Source organism: Gordonia sp. (in: high G+C Gram-positive bacteria) (assembly GCF_047600385.1).
Classification (GTDB): Bacteria; Actinomycetota; Actinomycetes; order Mycobacteriales; family Mycobacteriaceae; genus Gordonia.
In genome coordinates, this window is the sequence record NZ_JASGKZ010000001.1 from 1754300 (window position 1) to 1775689 (window position 21390).

The window sequence follows — 21390 nt, forward strand, 5'->3', positions numbered from 1 at the left end:
GAGGCTGGTGGTGTTCGGAGCCACAATGTGTGGAGTGCGGCCCGTGCGTGGGGAACGGGAAGAAGGGCGGGGCACTGGGCGATCAGCTGTACGCCGCCGTAGCGATCTGCGGTGAAGAGGTAATGCAGTACGACGACCAGGTGTGAAGGGGTGGCCGCGGTGACGCAGCAGTCGACCGGTGCGAACCGGCAGGGAATTGATTCGAAACGGGATGAGAAGCAGCGTGAGCTGCTTCCGATGACCCCTGCCCAACTGGGGATGTGGTTCGCCGACCGGCTGTCACCGGACTACTCGGTCAACATCGCGCAGTACCTCGACATCAAGCACCCGCCGGGCGGACTGGACTTCGATCTCCTGATCGACTGCTGCTACGCCGTCGGCCGGGAACTGGAGACGCCCTTCATCCGGCTCACCGAAGAGGACGGCGTACCGATGCAGTACGTCGACGTCGAGTACGACCAGACCGTCGACCACTACGACTTCCGCGACCGCGAGGATCCGTCGGGCGAGGCGCTGGCGTGGATGCAGGGGGAGTACCGGCGGCCGGTCGACCTGATCGACGATCAGCTGATCGTGATCGCGCTCATCCGGGTGTCCGACGACCGGACCCTGCTGTACCAGCGGGCGCATCACCTGATCATCGACGGATACGCGGCCCTGACCAACCTGCGGCGCATGCTGGAACGCTACAACGCCGCACGGCGCGGGGAGGAGGTCGCGGTCAAGCCTGCGGCGACGCTGGCCGAGATCGTCGAGTACGAGGACAAGTACCTGCACAGCACGCGCCGGGAGACCGATCGCGAGCACTGGGTCTCGCGGGTCGCCGACCTGCCCGAGCGGGTGAGCCTGGCGCGGAGTTCGGCTCCGGTCCCGCTCTCGTTCGACAACGTCGTGGCGGGCCGTGCGCTCGATGCCGATCTGCAGTCGCGGTTGACGACGCTGGCCGGTGAACTCAACAGCTCCCTCGCCGTCCTGATGGTCTCGGCGTTCGGGGCGTTCCTCTCGAAGATGACCGGTGCCGACGACGTCGCCTTGAGCCTGCCGATCACCGGACGGTCCAATGCGAAGATCAAGCGCTCGGGCGGGATGGTCTCCAACGTCGTCCCGATCCGGTTGCAGGGCGTCTCGGCCAAGACCGCCCGCGAGCTGATCGCGGCCACCCTGCTGGAACTGACCGGTGCCCTGCGGCATCAGCGCTACCGTTCCGACGACATCCGCCGCGACGCCGGCCTCGACGGCGGTTCGATGGGATTCGGGCCGACGATCAACATGGTGTTCTTCGACGAGGAACTGCACATCGACGGCGCTGAACTGGAATACCGGATCCTGGCCTCGGGCGTGCTCGAAGACCTGCTGATCAATCTCTACCAGTCGAGCCCCACGGCTCCGCTGATCGTCGACCTGCACGGGAATCCGAACCTGTACACGCACGAGGAGATGCAGCGGCATCTGGAGCGCTTCCTCGTCTTCCTCGAGCGGTTCACGACCGGACTCGAGACGCCGATCGCCGATGTGGACCTGCTCGTCGACGGCGAGGCCGCGACGATCCGGGACTGGGGTACCGGTGATGCCCCGGAGACGGAGCACGTCGGTGGAGTCGGGCCGGTGGCGGACGTCATCGCTCGGGCGGCGATCGACCCGGCGGCTCCGGCGGTGCGGACCGGTGCGGAGTCGGTGACTTACGGCGAACTGATCCGGCGAGCGGATGCGCTGGTCGCACGGCTCGCAGCAGTGAACGTGGGCGCTGACGACGTCGTGGTCCTGGCGCTGGAGCGTTCAGTCGAATGGGTCGTCGGGATGGTGGCGGTGTGGCGTCTGGGCGCGGCGTACGCCCCGGTCGACCCGTCCGGCCCCACGGACAGGATCGTGGCACTGGTCGAGGATTCGCAGGCTCGGGCGCTGGTCGGCAAGACCGACTGGATCGACAGAGTCGGTGAGGCGATCGACGGCACGGTCACGGTCGCCATGGACGATGATGCGGCGGAGAGCGCGGTCTCCTCCTCGAGGGTGCCTGCGGCTTCCGAGCCCGGCCGGCTCGCCTATGTGATCACGACCTCCGGTTCGACGGGCCGTCCGAAACCGACCATGGTGCCGATGGCCGGTGTGGAGAACACGATCCGCTGGTTCCATCGGGAGCTGGCGTTGTCGCCGGGCGACGGTGTGATGGTCGCCTCGTCTCCGACGTTCGACCTCACGCAGAAGAACGTGTGGGCGACGCTGATGTCGGGTGCCACCCTTCTTCTGGCGGACCCGGTGTTCGACCCGCAACAGGTGGTCCGGATGAGTACGGCGGGCGGTCTGGCCTCGATCAACCTGGCGCCGTCGGCCTTCGAGGCTCTGGTCGAAGCCGACGTCGAGGGCACGTTGTCGTCATTGCGGACGCTGTTCCTCGGCGGTGAACCGATCCGGCCTGCGTCGGTACGGGAACTGTGCGCCGTCGGAGTGCGGGTGTTCAACAGCTACGGCCCGACCGAGGCCTCCGACGTGGTCTCCTTTCACGAACTCACCGGCGATGAGACGTCGCGGGTGCCGATCGGCCGTCCGATTCCCGGGGTGCGCCTGTACGTCCTCGATGATCGGTTGCGGCCGGTTCCCGCCGGCGTGCCCGGTGAGTTGTACGTGGGTGGGATCGCCGTGGGACGCGGTTACGGGGCGATGACGGGAACGACGGCCACCCGGTTCATCGCGGATCCGTTCTGCTCGTCCGGTACGGGCGAAGCCGGTCAACGGATGTACCGCACCGGTGACCTCGTGTGCTGGAATGACGGCGGGGAACTCGAATACATCGGTCGAACCGACTTCCAGGTGAAGATCCGTGGGCAGCGGGTGGAACTCGGCGAGATCGAGTCGGCGCTGCTCTCGGTCGACGGAGTCGAGAGCGCGGTCGTGACGGTCCGCTCGGACGATGTCGGGGTGTCGCTGATCGGCTATGTGAAGGCCCCGGAGTCGAGCTCCGATGCATCGGCGCCGGACCGTATCCGTTCGCTGTGCGCTCGCACACTGCCGAGTCATATGGTGCCGACCGTGATCGTCGTGCTCGACGAGTTCCCGATGAACGCCGCGGGCAAACTCGATCGCCGCGCTCTGCCGGAACCCGTTCTCCGGGCCGCGGCCGAGGCCGAGTATCGGGCGCCGGAGTCAGAGGTCGAGATCCGCATCGCCGAACTGCTGGCCGAACTCCTCGATGTGGAGCGGATCGGTATGGACGACGACATCTTCCGCCTGGGCGCTGATTCGTTGATCGCCTCCCGCCTGGTCGCGCGCGCGCGTTCGCAGGCGGGCTTGGAACTGGGCGTGGGAGAGGTGCTGACGAGTACCAGCGTCGGAGAGATCGCCCGCGCAGCGCGCAGGTCCGCTCTCTCAGAACGGCCGCTCCTCGTCCCGAAGGACCGACCGGAGCGTATCCCGGTCTCGTATCCGCAGGCCCGGCTCTGGTTCATCAACCGAATGGATCCGTCGTCGCCCGCCTACAACATGCCGGGCGCCGTCCGGCTGCACGGCGACGTCGACGCCGACGCCATGCGCGCGGCGGTCGCCGACCTGATCGAGCGGCACGAGTCGCTGCGGACCCGGTTCCCCTCGGTCGCGGGAGAACCCGTGCAGGAGATCGTGCCCGCGGCGGAGGCGATCACGCAGATCGGTCTCACCGTCGGGGCAACGACCGAGTCCGAGATCCGCGCGCAGCTGTTCGCCGAGGTGACGACGGGTTTCGACCTGGTGTCCGAGCTGCCCTTCCGGGTGAGTCTCACGACGGTGACCGACGACTTCGGCAGGATGTCGTACGTGCTGACCACGGTGCTCCATCACATCGTGTCCGACGGCATGTCGCTGCGGCCGCTGATCTGGGATCTCGTCCTCGCCTACACGGCCCGTGCCGCCGGCACTCCTCCGGCGTGGGAACCGCTGCCGGTGCAGTACGCCGATTACACGCTGTGGCAGCGCGAGGTGCTCGGGGCGGCCGACGATCCGGCGTCGAGACTCGCCCGCGAACTGGAGTTCTGGTCGCACGAGCTCGACGGCGCCCCCGCGGTGCTGAATCTGCCGACGGACAGGGTCCGCAGCGGCGCCGCCTCCGGCGCCGGCGACTACATCGACACGGTCCTCTCTGCGGAGACGGTCCAGCGGATGCGCGAGGTGGCACGGGAGCACGGCGTCACCGTCTTCACCGTCCTGCACGCTGCGCTCGCGGCGCTCCTCGCGCGCGTCGCCGACTCCGACGACATCTCGATCGGCACGGCCGTCGCCGGGCGCGACGAGCCGGAACTGACCGGCCTGATCGGCATGTTCGTCAACACCGTCGTCCTGCGCACACGGGTGCGGCCGTCCGACACCGGTGCCGACCTGCTCCGGAACGCGAGCACCGTGCGCGCCGCAGCGCTCGAACACTCGTCGGCGCCGTTCGAGGCCGTGGTCGACGCCGTCGCGCAGCAGCGCTCGCTCTCGTACAGTCCGCTGTTCCAGGTCGCGCTGACTCTGGTCGACGACCATCGCACGGACTTCGGCGACACCGGAGTCGAACCGCTGGAGGCCCGGCCGCCGGTGGCGAAGTACGACCTGGCTGTCACCGCCGTGGACGCGGTCGACGCCGATCGCATCGATCTTGAGTTCTCCTTCGCCACCGACGTGTTCGAGCGGTCGACGGTGGAGCGGCTCGCCGGATACCTGGAACGGATCCTCGAGCACATGACGGCCGAGCCCGGGCGCAGCCTCGGCTCGATCCCGCTGCTGCCCGACGCCGAGGCCGCCGAGCTCACGGCGCCGTCGGTCGCCGAGCCGCCGCGCACGCTCCGGCAGCTGCTGGTCGCGCTGGAGACGGGCAACGGTCCGGCGACCACCGCGGTGATCGGGACCGAGGCCGCCAGCAACGAGGTCTTCGCGATGCGGAGCAACCAGCTGGCTCGCGAGCTGATCGCCATGGGCGCCGGTCCGGGCGACGTGGTGGCGATCGCCCTGCCGCGATCGGAGTGGTCGGTGCTCGCGACCGTCGCCGTGGCCAAGACGGGTGCGGCGTTCGTGAGTCTGGACCCGCGGCACCCGGTGGAGCGCCGCGAGATGATGCTCGCCGTCAGCGGGGCCCGCCTCGGGATCACCGCGGGCGACCTCGGGACCGACGGCCACGCCGGCACACGCTGGCTGGTGATCGACGACGAGAACACCGAACTGCAGGTCGCCGGACGGAGCGGCACCTCGATCGACGACGCCGAACTGCGCCGTCCGTCGCTGATCGACGACCCGGCCTATCTGATCTTCACCTCCGGATCCACCGGTCTCCCGAAGGCGACGGTGGTCCCGCATCGCGGCCTGGCCAACGTGATGGCCAATCAGCGACGACTCCTCGGACTGAACCCGGCCGCACGGGTGCTGCACGTGGCGTCGCCGAGCTTCGACGCATCGGTCTTCGAGCTGGCGATGGCGATGGCCGGCGGGGCCGCGCTCGTCGTCGCCGACGTCGACACCTACGCCGGTCGCGACCTCGAGTTGCTCATCGCCCGGCATCGGGTGACCCACGCGGTGATGACGCCGTCGGCGCTGGCGACGCTCGACCCGCAGGCCGTGCCGTCGCTGCGGACCGTGTTGAGCGCCGGCGAGGCGTGCCCGCCCGAACTCGTCCGACGCTGGGTCGAGGCCGGCCGCGACTTCTCGAACCTGTACGGACCGACCGAGACCACGATCTGGGCGACGTACGACGGCCCGCTGACGGCCGACGACGACGTGACCATCGGCCGCGCCATCGACGGCGTCGGTGCCCTGGTGCTCGACGCCGGGCTCCAACTCGCGCCCGTCGGCGTGGTCGGCGACCTGTATCTGACCGGCGAGCAGCTGGTGCTGGGGTACCTGCAGCGGCCGGGACAGACGGCGACGAGCTTCGTGGCCGACCCGTTCGATCCGGGCACCCGGATGTACCGGACCGGTGACCGGGCCGCCCGCCGCAGCGACGGCCGCCTGACGTACAAGGGCCGCAGCGACTTCCAGCTCAAGGTCCGCGGCATGCGGATCGAGCCGGGCGAGGTCGATGCGGTGCTCGTCGGCCATCCCACCGTCGGCAACGCCACGAGTCTGGGAGTCGAGGGGCCCGCGGGCGAGGCCGTGCTGGTCTCGTACGTGAGCCCCGTCGAGGGCGCGGTGATCGTGCCCGACGAACTGCTCACGCACGCCGCCGAACTGCTGCCGTCGCACATGGTGCCGCACACCGTGATGGTGGTCGAGGAGTTCCCGACCACCGTCGTCGGGAAGATCGATCGCAGCAAGCTGCCGCCGGTCGACTTCCGGGCGACCACCGAGTTCATCCCGCCGCGGAACGAACTCGAGGCCGTCGTCGCCGAGGTCTACTCGCAGGTCCTCGGCATCGACCGGGTGAGCGTGCAGGACAGCTTCTTCGAACTCGGCGGCACCTCGCTGTCGGCGGCCAAACTCGCCACGCAGCTGTCCCAGGTCCTCGGCCGCTCCGTGTCGGTGAAGACCGTGTTCGAGGGCGGAACCGTCGCCGGGGTGGCGACCGCGGTCACCGCCCTCGACAGCGGCCGATCCGGATCCGCTCTCGTCGCGCGTCGGCGCGCCGAACTGGTCCCGGTGTCCGACGTCCAGCGCGGGATGTGGCTGCTGAACCAGGCCGATCCCGCCTCCCCGGCGTACAACATCGCGATGGCGCTGCGGATGGAGGGCGACCTCGATCTGGCGGCGCTCCGGCAGGCGGTGGCCGATCTGGTCGAGCGCCAGGAGGCGTTGCGCACCGGCTATCCGATGGTCGGCGGACGGCCGGTCCAGCTGATCCAGCCCGCCGACACGGTGTCGGCGAATCTCGATCTGACCCCGCATCCGGTCAGCGAGGACACCGTGGCGGGCGCGGTCGCCGCGGTGACCGGCCGCGGCTTCGACGTGTCCGAGGCCGCTCCGCTGCGGATCGCGCTGCTGCAGCTCGCCGACGACGACCACGTGGTGGTTTTCGTGATCCACCACATCAGCGCCGACGGCGCGTCGATGGCGCCGCTGGCTCACGACTTCATGACCGCGTATGTGGCCCGCCACGCCGGACACACGCCGTCGTGGATGCCGCTGCGCGTGCAGTACGCGGACTTCGCCGCCTGGCAGACCGAGCGGCTCGACGAGCCGGACGAGGACGGGGTCACCGAACGACGACGCCAGCTCGACTACTGGAACGAGCGCCTGGCCGGTGCACCGGAATGCATCGACCTGCCCGCCGACCGGCCGCGACCGGCCACCCCGAGCTATGTCGGGTCGACCGTCGACTTCGAGATCCCGGCCGACCTGGTCGCCGAACTCCGCGAGGTGGCGCGGCGCCACAACACGACGCTGTTCATGGTGACCCACGCCGCGCTGGCGATCCTGCTCGCCCGGCTCAGCGGCCGGAACGACATCGTGATCGGCACCCCGTACGCGGGGCGCGGCGAAGCGGTGCTCGACGAGCTCGTCGGCATGTTCGTCAACACCCTGGCACTGCGGACCGAGGTCGATCCGGGAGAGGGGTTCACCCGGTTCCTGGAACGGGTCCGGAGCACGGACCTGGCCGACATGGCGCACGCCGACGTGTCGTTCGACTCGGTCGCCTCCGAGATCGGCGCACCGCGGACCGCGGCGTTCAACCCGGTGTTCCAGGCGATGTTCGCATTCCAGAACCTGGACTTCCCGACCGTCCAGCTCGACCGGTTGACGATCAGTCCGGTGTCCGAGCAGCTCAGCGCGGCGAAGGTCGATCTCCAGTTGACGCTGTTCCCGAACGATCCGGCGGCCCTGGGCGGTCAGCGCGCAGACGGTCCGATGCGGGCGTCGTTCCTGTACGCCACGGACCTGTTCGACGCGCCGACCGTCGAACGGTACGCCGAGCGTTATCTCCAGGTGCTGAGCGCGATCACCGCCGACCCCGAGACGGTGGTCGGCGACATCTCCATCGCGACGGTCACCGAGCAGGAGGCCGAGGCGGCGGAGCAGGCCGCGGAGTCGACGGCCTCGCTGAGCGAACTGGTCGCCTCCGCGGCGATCACCGCCCCGGAGGCCGTCGCGCTGGAGGCTCCGGGCACGTCGATCACGTTCAGCACCCTCTCGGTGATGGCGACGGCGATGGCCGCCGCCATGCCCGACGCCGATGCGGCGTTGACGACGGCGCTGATGACGCTCGCGCCGACGATCGCCGCGTCGGGCCCGGAAGCGCTCGGTGCCGCGCTGGAACAGCTGCGCACCCGGGCGATCGAAGCAAGTGAATCTCGGAAAGAAGAGGAATCGAGTCAGTCGTGATGGGTCCTACCAGTGGAGCTGCTGAATTCGCGCGAATCTGGGGGCAGGATCCGGCCACGGCCGACTTGATCTCCTTCGCCGCCGCGATCGAGCCCGGTCGCGTCGCCCTCGACGGGGTCGCGGGGCCGGTGACCTTCGGCGCGTTCGGCGCCCAGATCTCCGCGACAGCGACGGTGCTCGCCGCCCAGGGACTCGACAGCGAGATCGCGGTCAACGCCGCGGTCACCGGGACGCTGCCGGTCGCCGAACTGGCCCCGCACGAGGTCGCGGTGCGGACCGCTGAGGCCGTCTCGGCGATCCGCGCCGCCGCCCTGGACGTCGTCGGCAGCGACGACCTCGGTTCCCTGCCCGGTATCCTCCGGAGTGTGACTCGCCGCTTCGGTGACCGCGTGGCGGTCACCGACCTGGAGGGCGCCTCCCTGACCTACGCCGAACTCGACCGGCGCTCCGACGAACTGGCCGCCGGCCTCCTCGCCGCCGGAGCCGGCCCGGAGACTCGCGTCGGCGTCGCCCTGCCGCGCACCGCCGGACTGATCGTCGCCCTGCTCGCGACCGTGAAGACCGGGGCCGCCTACCTGCCACTGGACAGCTCCCACCCGATCGACCGGTTGCAGTCGGTCGTCGACGACGCCGAACCGGTCCTGGTGCTGGCCGACACCGAGACCCTCGACCGCTGGACGGACCTCACCGCGCCGCTGGCCACCGTCGAGCAGACGGCTGCGCGGGCGACCCCGGAGACCCTGGACGCGATCCCCGACGTCGTCGACGGACGGCATCCCGCCTACGTGATGTACACGTCGGGCTCCACCGGCAAGCCGAAGGGCGTCGTCGTCACGCACGCCGACGTCGTCACGCTGCTGTGGGCGATGGGGCAGGAGTACGACTACACCCCCGACGACGTCTGGACGATGTTCCAGTCGTACGGGTTCGACGTCTCCGTCGGCGAGATCTGGGTGGCACTCGCCTTCGGCGGTCGCCTCGTGGTCCTGGACTACCTGACCACGCGCACCCCCGACGACTTCGTCACCGTGCTCGACCGCGAACAGGTCACGGTGGTCAACCTGACGCCGTCGGCCTTCTACCAGCTCGCTGGCGCGCTGCGCGAGCCCGCACCCGGCAAGCTCTCGCCGTCGGTGCGGTCGATGATCTTCGTCGGCGAGGCACTCGACTTCGCGCAGGTCCGCCGCTGGTTCGACGATCGTCTGCGCTACGACGGGAACCACGGTCCCGAACTCAACAACATGTACGGGCCCACCGAGGCCACCGTCTACATGACCCGCCGCGTGCTGACGCCGGAGTTCGTCGCCGCGACCCTCGCCAGCGATGTCGGCGCCGCCCTGCCCAAGTCTCGGATGTACGTCCTCGACGCGCGTCTGGCGAAGGCCCCGGACGGGGTCCCGGGCGACCTGTACCTGGCCGGCGACCAGCTGGCGCGCGGCTACGCGGGCCGGTTCGCGCTCAACGCCACCCGCTTCGTCGCCGACCCGTACGGCGCTCCGGGCGAGCGCATGTACCAGTCGGGCGACGTGGCGATCTTCCGCGACGGCAGCCTGGAGTTCCTCGGCCGTGCCGACAGCCAGGTGAAACTGCGCGGCTACCGCATCGAGCTCGGCGAGGTGGAGGCCGCACTCGAATCCGCGGACGGGGTGAACGCGGCCGCGGCCACGATCGCCCAGCGCGAGGGATACCCGGATCAGCTCGTCGGCTATGTGGTCGGCGGAATGAGCGACGGCAGCCCGCTCGAGGTGGCCGCGGTGAAGACCGCCGTCGCCGCCAAGGTGCCCGACTACATGGTCCCGGACATCGTCATGGTGCTGGACCAGCTGCCGCTCAGCGTCAGCGGCAAACTCGACCGCCGGGCGCTGCCGAAACCCGTCGTCGAATCGCAGGTCGAGTACGTCGCACCCGAGAACGACGTCGAGGAGCATCTCGCCGAGATCGTCGCCGAGGTACTGGGCCTGGAGCGTGTGAGCGTCACCGAGTCGATCTTCGACCTCGGCGGCAACTCGCTGCTGGCCGCCAAGATTGTCGGCCGCGCCTGCGAGGTGCTGGGCGTCGACGTCAACATGCGTGACGTCTTCGCCGAACCCACCGTCCGCGGACTGGCCGCCAAGGTCGGCGAGATGGGGGCCGCGCTGCCGCCGCTGACCGCCGCCGCCGAACGCCCCGAGCGGTTGCCGCTGTCGTTCGCGCAGGAGCGGATGTGGTTCATCAACCGCTTCGAGCCGGAGGCGCCCACCTACAACGTGCCGGCGCTGCTCCGGGTGACCGGCGCCCTCGATCTCGCCGCGCTGCGGGCCGCCGTGGACGACGTCGTCGCACGCCACGAGGTGCTGCGGACCACGTTCCCGGCCGTCGACGGCATCGCCATGCAGCAGATCGCGCCGGCGAGCGAGATCGCCGACCGGCTGGACTGGCGGGTGACCGCGACCGAGGCCGAGTTCGTCGCCGCGGCCGGGGAGGGCTTCGACGTCACCGCGCAGTGGCCGCTCCGCGTCCTGGTCCGGCAGACAGCCCCGGGCGAGCACGTCGTCGGCGTGATCGCGCACCACATCGCCGCCGACGGCGAGTCGATGCTGCCGCTGGTCGGCGACCTCGTCGCCGCGTACACGGCGCGGCAGGCCGGGGTCGCCCCCGGGTTCGCGCCGCTGGCCGTGCAGTTCGCGGACTTCGCGCTGTGGCAGCGGGACGCGTTCGGCTCCCCGGACGATCCGGCGTCGGTGCTGGGCCGTCAGCTCGGCTACTGGCGCGACCGGCTGCGTGGACTGCCCGAGGTGCTGGATCTGCCGGCCGATCGGCCGCGCCCGGCCGTCGCCTCCCACCGGGGCGCCCAGGTCGAGTTCGGTGTTCCGGCGACGGTCGCCGACCGGCTGACACGGCTCGCCCGGGAACTCGACGCCACCCCGTTCATGGTGATGCACGCCGCCCTGGCGGTACTGCTGGCGCGGCTGTCGGCCACCGACGACATCGCGATCGCGACGCCCATCGCCGGCCGCGGCCAGGCCGCGCTCGATCCGCTCGTCGGCATGTTCGTCAACACCCTGGTGCTGCGCGCGCGAGTCGACCCGGCGACGACCTTCTCCGACCTCGTCGCCCAGGTGCGCACCGATGATCTCGACGCGTTCGCGAACTCGGACATCCCCTTCGAGGCACTGGTCCAGGACCTGAACCCGGTGCGCAGCGAGGCGTTCTCACCGCTCGCCCAGGTGATGCTGTCGTTCGATCCGGCGGCCTCGGCGTCGACGGCCGGATTCGAGGTGGGCGGTCTGTCGATCGCGCCGGTCCCGCCGCCCGTCGTCCCCGCGCAGGTCGATCTGACCGTCACCGTCGCCACCGCGCCCGAGTCCCAGCCGTGGTCGGGCACCCTGATCTACGCGACCGACCTCTTCGACACGGCGACGGCCGAACTGTTCGCGGACCGCCTGGTGCGACTGCTCGGCGAGGTCGTCGAGAACGCGGAGACACCGGTCGGCGACGTGCCGTTCGTCCGCGGAGACGAGACGAGCCGACTCCTGGCGGACTCGGTCGGCCCGGTCGTCGAGGTCCCGGTCGAGACCGTCGCCGACGCCGTCGCCGCCCGGGTCGCCGCGACTCCGGAGGCGGAGGCCGTCCGTTTCGAGGGGCGCAGTCTCTCCTACGCCGAATTCGGTGCTCGCGTCGCGGTCCTGGCCCGCGAGCTGATCGCGCGGGGCATCGGCCCCGAGACCGCGGTCGGCGTGTGCATGGATCGCGGTGTGGAACTGGTCGTCGCGGTCCACGCGATCACCGCGGCCGGCGGCCGGTACGTGCCGATCGGCACCGAACTGCCCGCCGACCGCGCGCAGTACATGCTCGAGACGGCGGGCGCCTCGCTCGTACTGGTCGCCGCGGGCAGCGCTCCTGCTCCGCTGACCGGGATCACGGGCGTGGAGGCCGTCGCGGTCGATGCGGACGCGGAAGCGGATCCGTCGACGCCCGCGGTCTCGGACGCGGAACGCCGCGGACGCCTGACCGGGGACTCGGCGCTCTACACGCTGTTCACCTCGGGCTCGACCGGTGTGCCCAAGGGCGTGACCGTGTCGCATTGTTCCGTGCTCAACAGGCTCTCGTGGGGCCTGGCCGCCTTCCCCTGGGCCGCCGGTGACCGAGTGATCCTGAAGACCCCCTACACCTTCGACGTGTCGGTGCCGGAACTGTACGGACCGCTGATCGGCGGTGCGACGGTGATCGTCGCCCGGGAAGAGGGGCATCGGGATCCGCGGTACATCGCGAATCTGATCCTCGAGTCCGAAGCCACGTCGGTGCACTTCGTGCCGTCGATGCTCGCCGTCTTCCTGGACGTGGTCGAGCGCGACACGCTGGCCGGCATGCGGTCGTTGAAGTGGCTGTTCGCCTCGGGTGAGGCGCTGCCGGCGGCCGCGGTCGCCGCGGCGCACGACGTGTGGCCGTGGATCGGCATCCACAATCTGTTCGGTCCGACGGAGGCCGCCGTGGAGGTCGGCTGGGCCGACGTGTCGGACGCGCCGGAGACGGTGACGATCGGCGTCCCCGTCTGGAACACGTCGATGCTCGTCCTCGACGCGCGTCTGCGGCCGACTCCGATCGGGGTGCCGGGAGAGCTGTATCTCGGCGGCGTGCAGGTGGCTCGCGGGTATGCGAAACAACCGGTGCTGACCGCGGAGCGGTTCGTCGCCGATCCGTTCGGATCGCCGGGCACGCGACTGTACCGGACCGGTGACCTGGTCCGACGGACCGTCGGCGGCGAGATCGAGTACCTCGGTCGTACGGACTTCCAGGTGAAGCTGCGCGGCCAGCGTGTGGAACTGGGCGAGATCGAGGCCGTGCTGGCGGCGGCGCCGGGTGTGGTCCATGCGGCGGCCTCGGTCGTCACCGCTCCGGCGGGCGGAGAGTTCCTGGTCGCCTACGTCTCCCCGGCGACGGTGGATCCGGCCGCGGTGGAGGCCTCGGTGGCCCGGGCCCTGCCGGACTACATGCGGCCGACGGTGTGGACCCTCGTCGAGGAGATGGCGCTCAACACCGCGGGCAAGATCGACCGGAAGGCCCTGCCCGCACCGGAGTTCGGCGCGACGGAATCCGAGTACACGGCACCCGAAGGCGAGGTCGAGGAGACTCTGGCCGAGGTCTTCGCCGACGTGCTGGGAGCCGAGCGCGTCTCGGCGACCGAGAGCTTCTTCGACGCGGGCGGCAACTCGCTGTCGGCGATGCGTCTGGTGGCGCGTGCGGGCGATGCGCTCGGCGTGGAACTGTCCGTCCGCGACCTGTTCGACGCCCCCACGGTGCGCGAACTCGCCGCGACCTCCACCGGTGGCGCCGCCGCGCTCGCACCGATCGTCGCCGTCGACCCGCGACCCGAACGCATCCCGCTCTCGTACTCGCAGCAGCGGATGTGGTTCATCAACCGACTCGATCCGTCGTCGGCCACCTACAACATCCCGGCGCTGCTCCGGCTCACCGGAGACCTCGACGTCGACGTGCTGCGGGCCGCTGCGGTCGACGTCGTGTCCCGGCACGAGATCCTGCGTACCACGTTCCCGAGCATCGACGGACAGCCGTACCAGGCGGTCGACCCGATCTCGGCGGTAGACGAGCGCCTCGACTGGGGCATCGTCGACTCGACCGACCGACTCGGCGCCGACCTGCGCCGCGGCTTCGACGTGGCGCAGGAGTGGCCTGTCCGGATCCGGCTCGCCCGGACCGGACCGGACGAAGCGCTGCTGGCCGTGGTCGTCCACCACATCGCGTTCGACGGTCAGTCGTTCGGGCCGTTCGCGCTCGACCTGTTCGCGGCCTACTCGGCGCGCGTCGACGGTGCGACGCCGCGGTTCGCCGAGCTCCCGGTCCAGTTCGCGGACTACGCGATCTGGCAACGTGACGTGCTCGGCGATCCGTCCGACGAGGCGTCGGTGCTGGGCCGGGAACTGGCGTACTGGAAGAACGCCCTCGCCGGAGTCCCGGACGTGCTCGACCTGCCGTCGGACCGTCCGCGCCCGACGACGGCGAGCCACCGCGGCCAACTGCACACGTTCACCGTGCCGTCCGACGTCGCCGCGCTCGTCGACCGCATCGCGGCCCGCAGCGGCGCGACCCGGTTCATGGTGCTGCACGCGGCCTTCGCCGTGCTGCTCGCCCGGCTGTCGGCGAACGACGACATCGTGATCGGCACCCCGGTCGGCGGCCGTGGCAGGCGGGAACTCGACGGCCTGGTCGGCATGTTCGTCAACACGCTGGCGCTGCGCACCCGGATCGACCCGGCGTCGTCGTTCACGACGCTGCTGAACGACGTCCGGGACCGCGACCTCACCGCCTTCGACCACGCCCAGGTGCCGTTCGAGTCGGTCGTCGACGCGGTGAACCCGGTGCGCAGCGAGGCGTTCTCGCCGATCGTGCAGGTGATCCTGTCCGTCGACCCGGTGGCGGCCTCGACCGAAGCGGTGGCCGTGGGCGGCCTGCAGGTGGCGCCGGTCGAGATCGCCGAGGCGCCCGCCCAGATGGACCTGAACCTGACCGTCACCACGGCGGGCGACGGGGCGGACTGGGCGGCGATCCTGACGTTCGCGACGGATCTGTTCGACCGCGCCTCGATGGAGACGCTGAGCGATCGCTTCGTGCGAGTGCTCCGTGAGACGGCCTCCGCTCCGGAGACCGCTCTCGGCGACCTCCCGCTGATGCCGGGCGACGAGACGACGGCGGTCCTGAAGGAGTCGACCGGAGCCGAGGCTCCGATGCCCGACGAGACGATCGCCGACGCGGTGGCCGCGAGCATCGCCCGGGCGCCGGAGACGACGGCGCTGGTGAGCGGCGCCCGGGAACTGTCGTACCGCGAGTTCGGTGTGCGGGTCGGCGACCTGGCCCGTCGGCTGACCGAAGCCGGAGTGGGCCCGGACACGGCGGTCGGCGTGGTGATGGATCGCGGCGTCGAACTCGTGATCGCGGTGCACGCGATCATGGCGGCCGGCGGCCGGTACGTGCCGATCGACTCGGACGCCCCCGAGGCCCGCGCGAAGTACATGGCCGAGACCGCCGGGATGCGGTTGGTCGTCGTGCAGGCGGGGGCGGCGCAGCCGTCGTTCCTCCCGGCGCTGGACGTCCCGGTCCTCGAGGTCGACGCGTCGACCGTGCTCGACGACGATGCGCGTCCGTTCACCGCCGAGGAGCGCCTCGCTCCGTCGCGTGTCGACGACGCCGCCTACACGCTGTTCACGTCGGGTTCGACGGGTCTGCCGAAGGGTGTGACCGTCTCGCACGGTGCGGTGCGGAACTTCGTGTCCTGGTTCGACGAGCTGGTGCCGGCGGGGGAGCAGCGTCTGCTGTTCAAGACGCCGCACACCTTCGACGCGTCGGTGCTGGAACTGTTCTGGCCGTTGGTGGCGGGGCAGACGATGGTGGTCGCCGAGGCGCAGGGGCATCGGGATCCGCGGTACATGGCTGATGTGATGCGCGATGCCGGTGTGTCGGTGGTGCAGTTCGTGCCGTCGTTGTTGGCGGCGTTCTTGGATGTGGTCGATGACGAGCCGCTGCTGCCGAATCTTCGGGTGTTGTTCTCCGGTGGTGAGGCGTTGCCGCCTGCGGTCGCGAAGGATTTCCGCGCGCGGGTGCCGCAGGCGAGGTTGGTGAATCTGTTCGGTCCGACCGAGGCTGCGGTGTACACGATGTCGGCGGAGTTGTTGCCGCCGGTCGGGCAGGGTGAAGCTCGTGTCGGAACCCTCGATCTGGTGCCGATCGGTGGGCCGATGGCCAATACCACTGCGTTGGTTCTGGATTCGCGGTTGCATCCGGTGCCTGATGGCGTGGCGGGTGAGTTGTATCTGGGCGGTGTGCAGTCGGCACGCGGTTACCAGTCACGTCCGATCCTGACGGCGGAGCGGTTCGTCGCCGATCCGTTCGGGCGTCCCGGTGCGCGGATGTACCGCACCGGTGACCTGGTGCGGCGCAGTGAGCACAGCGGTGAGCTGGAGTATCTGGGCCGCACCGACTTCCAGGTGAAGCTGCGCGGGCAGCGGATGGAGTTGGGGGAGATCGAGTCGGCGATCGCGTCGGCGCCGGGCGTGGTGCTGGCGGCGGTCCGGTTGGTGTCCGGGCCCGCGGGCCACCGGCTGGTCGGATACATGGTTCCGGAATCGGTCGACACGACCGAGGTCGCGGCGGCGGTCTCGGCCGCTCTGCCGGAGTACATGGTGCCCACCGTGTGGATGGCGCTGCCGGAGATGCCGGTGAACACGGCGGGCAAGGTGGATCGTCGTGCGCTGCCCGACCCGGACTTCGAGGTCCTGGAGTACGTGGCTCCGGCGAACGACGACGAGCAGGTCGTGGCGGACGTCTACGCCGACCTGCTGGGTATGGACCGGGTGTCGGTGACCGAGTCGTTCTTCGACGTCGGCGGCAACTCGCTGGCCGCGATGCGTGTGGTGGCGCGGGTGAGTGATGCGCTCGGTGTGCAGGTGTCGGTGCGGGACGTGTTCGATGCGCCGAGTGTGCGGGAACTGGTGGCCGCCGTGGCGGGTCGTGCTCCGGCGTTGCCGCCGGTGGTGGCGGTGGTGCCGCGTCCGGGCCAGGTTCCTTTGTCGTTTGCTCAGCAGCGGATGTGGTTCATCAATCGTTTGGATCCTGTGTCTCCGGTGTACAACGTGCCGACGGTGTTGCGGGTTCGCGGTGGTCTGGACGTGGAGGCGTTGCACGCGGCGTTGGTCGATGTCGTCGTCCGGCATGAGGTGTTGCGCACCGTCTTCCCAGACCGGGATGGTGTTCCCGCGCAGTCGGTCGCTCAGACTTCGTCGGTCGCGGCGCGTCTTGATTGGGCGGTGGTCGGTTCGCGGGCCGAGGTCGAGGCTGCGGTGATGGCCGGGTTCGATCTGGTGTCGGAGTGGCCGATCCGTGTTCGGGTGTGGGAGGTCGCTTCGGACGAACACGTCCTGGCGGTGATCACTCACCACATCGCCAGTGATGGTGAGTCGCAGTTGCCGTTGGTGACCGATTTGCTGACGGCGTATTCGGCGCGAGTCGAGGATCGGGTCCCGGAGTTCGCTCCGTTGCCGTTGCAGTTCGCTGATTTCGCGATTTGGCAGCATGAGGTGCTGGGGTCGCCGGAGGATCCGTCGTCGGTGGTGGGGCGTCAGCTCGGTTACTGGACCGAACAGCTTGCCGGATTGCCGGATGTCTTGTCGTTGCCGGCTGATCGTCCGCGTCCGTCGAGTGCTTCGCACGAAGGACACCAGGTCGATTTCGAGATTCCCCGGGATATCGCGGAACGGGTCGAGGCGGTGGCTGAGCGGTTCGGTGTGACGCCGTTCATGGTCGTCCACGCGGTGCTCTCGGTACTCCTGTCGCGGTTGTCGGCGACTGATGATGTTGCGGTGGCGACGCCGATTGCTGGTCGTGGTCAGGCTGAGCTGGATCGGTTGATCGGTATGTTCGTGAACACGTTGGTGTTGCGGGCGCGGGTTGATTCGTCGATGAGTTTCGTTGATTTGTTGGGGCAGGTGCGGAAGACGGATCTGGATGCGTTTGCGCATGCGGATGTGCCTTTTGAGGCTGTGGTCGATGCGGTTGATCCGGTGCGGTCGGAGGCGTTTGCGCCGTTGGCGCAGGTGTTGTTGTCGTTTGATCCGGGTGCTTCGGCGCGGGATGTCGATGTGGCGGTTGCGGGTCTGGAGTTCTCGGCGGTGGAGTCCGAGCAGGTGCCGGCTCAGTTGGATTTGTACATCACGGTGTCCACGACTGCTGATCAGGTGTGGAGTGGTTCGATCGTCTATGCCACGGATTTGTTTGATGCGTCGACGGTTGAGTTGTTCGCTGCTCGTTTGGTGGCGGTGCTTGATGGTGTGACTGTTGATCCGTCGGTGGCTGTGGGTGACGTGGATCTGCTGGCTCCCGAGGATGTGGCTGCTGAGTCGGCATGGGAGTGGGGTTCTGAGCGGTCGTTGCCGGGGTTTGTGTCGGTGGGTGATGTGCTTGCTGCGCAGGTGGCGAGGACTCCGGATGCGCGGGCGTTGGTGTTTGGTGAGCGTGTGGTCTCGTATGGGGAGTTCGGTGCTCGGGTTAATGGGTTTGCTCGTGAGTTGATTGCGGCGGGTGTGGGGCCGGATGTGGCTGTTGCTGTGGCGGTGCCGCGGTCGGTGGAGATGATGGTCGCGGTGCATGCGGTTGTTGCTGCGGGTGGTCAGTATGTGCCGGTGGATTTGGGTACTCCGGCCGATCGTGTGAAGTACATGTTTGAGACGGCTCAGGTGAAGCTGATGTTGGTCTCTGATCGTGGTGTCGCGGTGGAGGCTTTGTCTGCTGCTGAGGCTGTGGGTGTGCCGGTGCTCGGGGTGGATGCTTCGGGTGAGATCGATGTTGCTGCTGCTGGGTGTGCGCCGATTTCTGTGGGTGAGCGTCGTGGTCGTCTGACTGGTGATTCGGCTGTTTATACGCTGTTCACGTCGGGTTCGACGGGTATGCCTAAGGGTGTGACTCTGTCGCATGGGGCGGTGTTGAATCGTTTGTGGTGGGGTTTGGATGAGTTGCCGATCGACGGTAGTGATGTGGTGGTGCAGAAGACGCCGTTCACGTTCGATTGTTCGGTGCCGGAGTTGTTTGCGCCGTTGATGGTGGGTGCCGCTCTTGTCGTGTTGAGGCAGGGTGGGCATTTGGAGCCGGTGTATGTGGCGTCGGAGATTGTGCGTACGGGTGCGACGATGGTGCATTTCGTGCCGTCGATGTTGTCGGTGTTTTTGGATGTGGTTCCGCGTGAGTTGTTGGCGTCTTTGACGTCGGTGCGGATCGTGTCGGCGACGGGTGAGGCGTTGCCGCCGGCGGTGGCTGCTCCGGCTCGTGAGGTGTGGCCGGATGCGTTGTTCTACAACTTGTATGGTCCGACTGAGGCTGCGGTGGAGATCACTTATCAGAGCATCGGTGAGGTCCGTGCGGAGGATTCGACGGTGCCGATCGGTGTTCCGGTGTGGAATTCTTCGGCGGTGGTGTTGGATTCGCGTCTTCAGCGGGTTCCTGTGGGTGTGCCGGGTGAGTTGTATCTGGGTGGTGTGCAGTTGGCGCGGGGGTATGCGGGGCGTCCGGATTTGACGGCGGAGCGTTTCGTGGCTGATCCGCACAGTGTTTCGGGTGCGCGGTTGTATCGGACGGGTGATCTGGTGCGTCGTCTCTCGGGCGGTGTGTTGGAGTATTTGGGTCGTACGGATTTCCAGATCAAGTTGCGTGGTCAGCGTATCGAGTTGGGTGAGATCGAGGCTGTTCTTGCGGCGGCGCCGGGTGTGGTGCATACGGCGGTGACGGTGGCGTCGTCGCCGGATGGTGGTGAGCATCTGGTGGGTTATGTGTGTGCGGGTCCGGGGGAGTCTTTGGATGTGGAGGCTGTGAAGGTTTCTGTGGCGGGGGCTTTGCCGGGGTACATGGTTCCGACTGTGTGGATGGTCGTGGACGATATCGCGTTGAATACGGCGGGCAAGATTGATCGGAAGGCTCTTCCGGTGCCGGAGTTCGGTTCTTTGGAGGCCGAGTACGTCGCTCCGGAGAGTGAGGTGGAGGAGAAGCTCGCGGCGGTGTTCGCGGATGTGTTGGGTGTGGATCGGGTGTCGGTGACGGAGTCGTTCTTCGATGCGGGTGGTAACTCGTTGTCGGCGATGCGTCTGGTGGCGAGGGCTGGTGAGGCTCTGGGTGTTGAGTTGAATGTGCGGGATTTGTTCGACGCCCCCACGGTGCGTGAGTTGGTTGTGGCGTCGGTGGGTAAGTCGGAGGCGTTGCCGCCGGTGGTGGCGGTGGTGCCGCGTCCGGAGCGGGTGCCGTTGTCGTTTGCTCAGCAGCGCATGTGGTTCATCAACCAGTTCGAGCCGCTCTCGGCGACCTACAACATCCCGGTCGCGGTACATGTGACCGGAGAGGTGAACGTCGACGCCATGCGACAGGCCGCGGTCGACGTCGTCCGTCGGCAGGAGATCCTGCGCACGGTGTTCCCCGCGGTCGACGGCCGACCGACACAGGTCGTCCGCTCTGCGGACTCGGCGGATGCCGAACTGGACTGGGCACTCGCCGATTCCGAGGCGGAACTCTTCACCGCCGCTTCGACGGGCTTCGACGTCACCGCGCGACCGCCGCTTCGCGTCCGCATGTGGCAGCAGCGACCGAACGAATGGGTTCTGCTCGCCGTGATCCACCACATCGTCGGTGACGGCGAGTCGATGCTTCCGCTCATGACGGACATGGTCTCGGCGTACATCGCACGTGCGGGGGGATCGGAACCGGGTTTCGCGCCGTTGCCGGTGCAGTTCGCCGATTACGCGATCTGGCAGCACGAGGTGCTCGGCGATCCCACCGACCCGACGACGGTCGCAGGCAAGCAGCTGACCTACTGGGAGAAGGCCCTCGCCGGCATCCCGGACGTCCTCGAACTGCCCGCTGATCGGCCGCGGCCCCCGGTCGCCACCTACGCGGGTGCCCGGTACGACTTCGCACTGCCCGCCGAACTCGGTGAGCGGATCGAAGAACTCGCCCGCACGTGTGGTGCGACCGCCTTCATGGTGGTCCACGCGGCGCTGTCGGTGCTGCTCGCCCGACTGTCGGCGATCGACGACATCACCGTCGCCACCCCGATCGCCGGTCGCGGACAGGCCGAACTTGACGGGTTGGTCGGCATGTTCGTCAACACCCTGGTGCTACGGGCGCAGATCGACGTCGCGGACGGTTTCGACGCGGTGGTGGATGCGGTCCGCTCGACCGACCTGGAGGCGTTCGCCCATGCGGACGTGCCGTTCGAGACGATCGTCGAACGACTCAACCCGGTGCGTTCGCAGGCGTTCTCACCGCTCGCCCAGGTGATGTTGAGCGTGAACCACGCGGCACCGCGGCCGAGCGGCATCGTGGAGGTCGACGGTCTGTCCGTGGCACCGCTGGAGGTGCCCACGACCACCGCGCAACTCGATCTGGCGTTCACGGTGAACGCTGTCTCGGGTGAGACCTGGCCGGTGTCCATCGTCTATGCGACAGACCTCTTCGACGAGGGCACCGTTGTTAGGCTCGGGGAGCGTTTCACGGCCGTACTGGAGGCGGTGACCCGGTCTCCGCAGAAACCTGTCGCCGTCGCCGAGCTCGTCTCCGAAACGGAACGTGCAGAAATCGCGATGTGGTCCAGGGGCGCACCCGCCACGGGTG

The 21390-nt window shown here is 68.8% G+C and carries 1 protein-coding gene and 1 pseudogene; both read left to right on the forward strand.

What is annotated here, in order from left to right; genetic code table 11:
• Positions 1 to 237: 237 nt before the first annotated feature.
• The gene (locus tag QM809_RS07855; RefSeq protein WP_415045235.1) at positions 238 to 8250 is read left to right on the forward strand and encodes an amino acid adenylation domain-containing protein; all 8013 of its coding nucleotides are present in this window, start codon (positions 238 to 240) and stop codon (positions 8248 to 8250) included.
• Positions 8250 to 21359: pseudogene (locus QM809_RS07860) on the forward strand (amino acid adenylation domain-containing protein); the annotation flags it as partial. The gene QM809_RS07855 and the pseudogene QM809_RS07860, both read left to right, overlap by 1 nt.
• Between the last annotated feature and the right edge of the window lie 31 nt (positions 21360 to 21390).

Coding starts and splice junctions, on each gene's coding strand:
- QM809_RS07855 (WP_415045235.1), top strand. CDS start 238: ATGACCCCTGCCCAACTGGGGATGTGGTTCGCCGACCGGCTGTCACCG.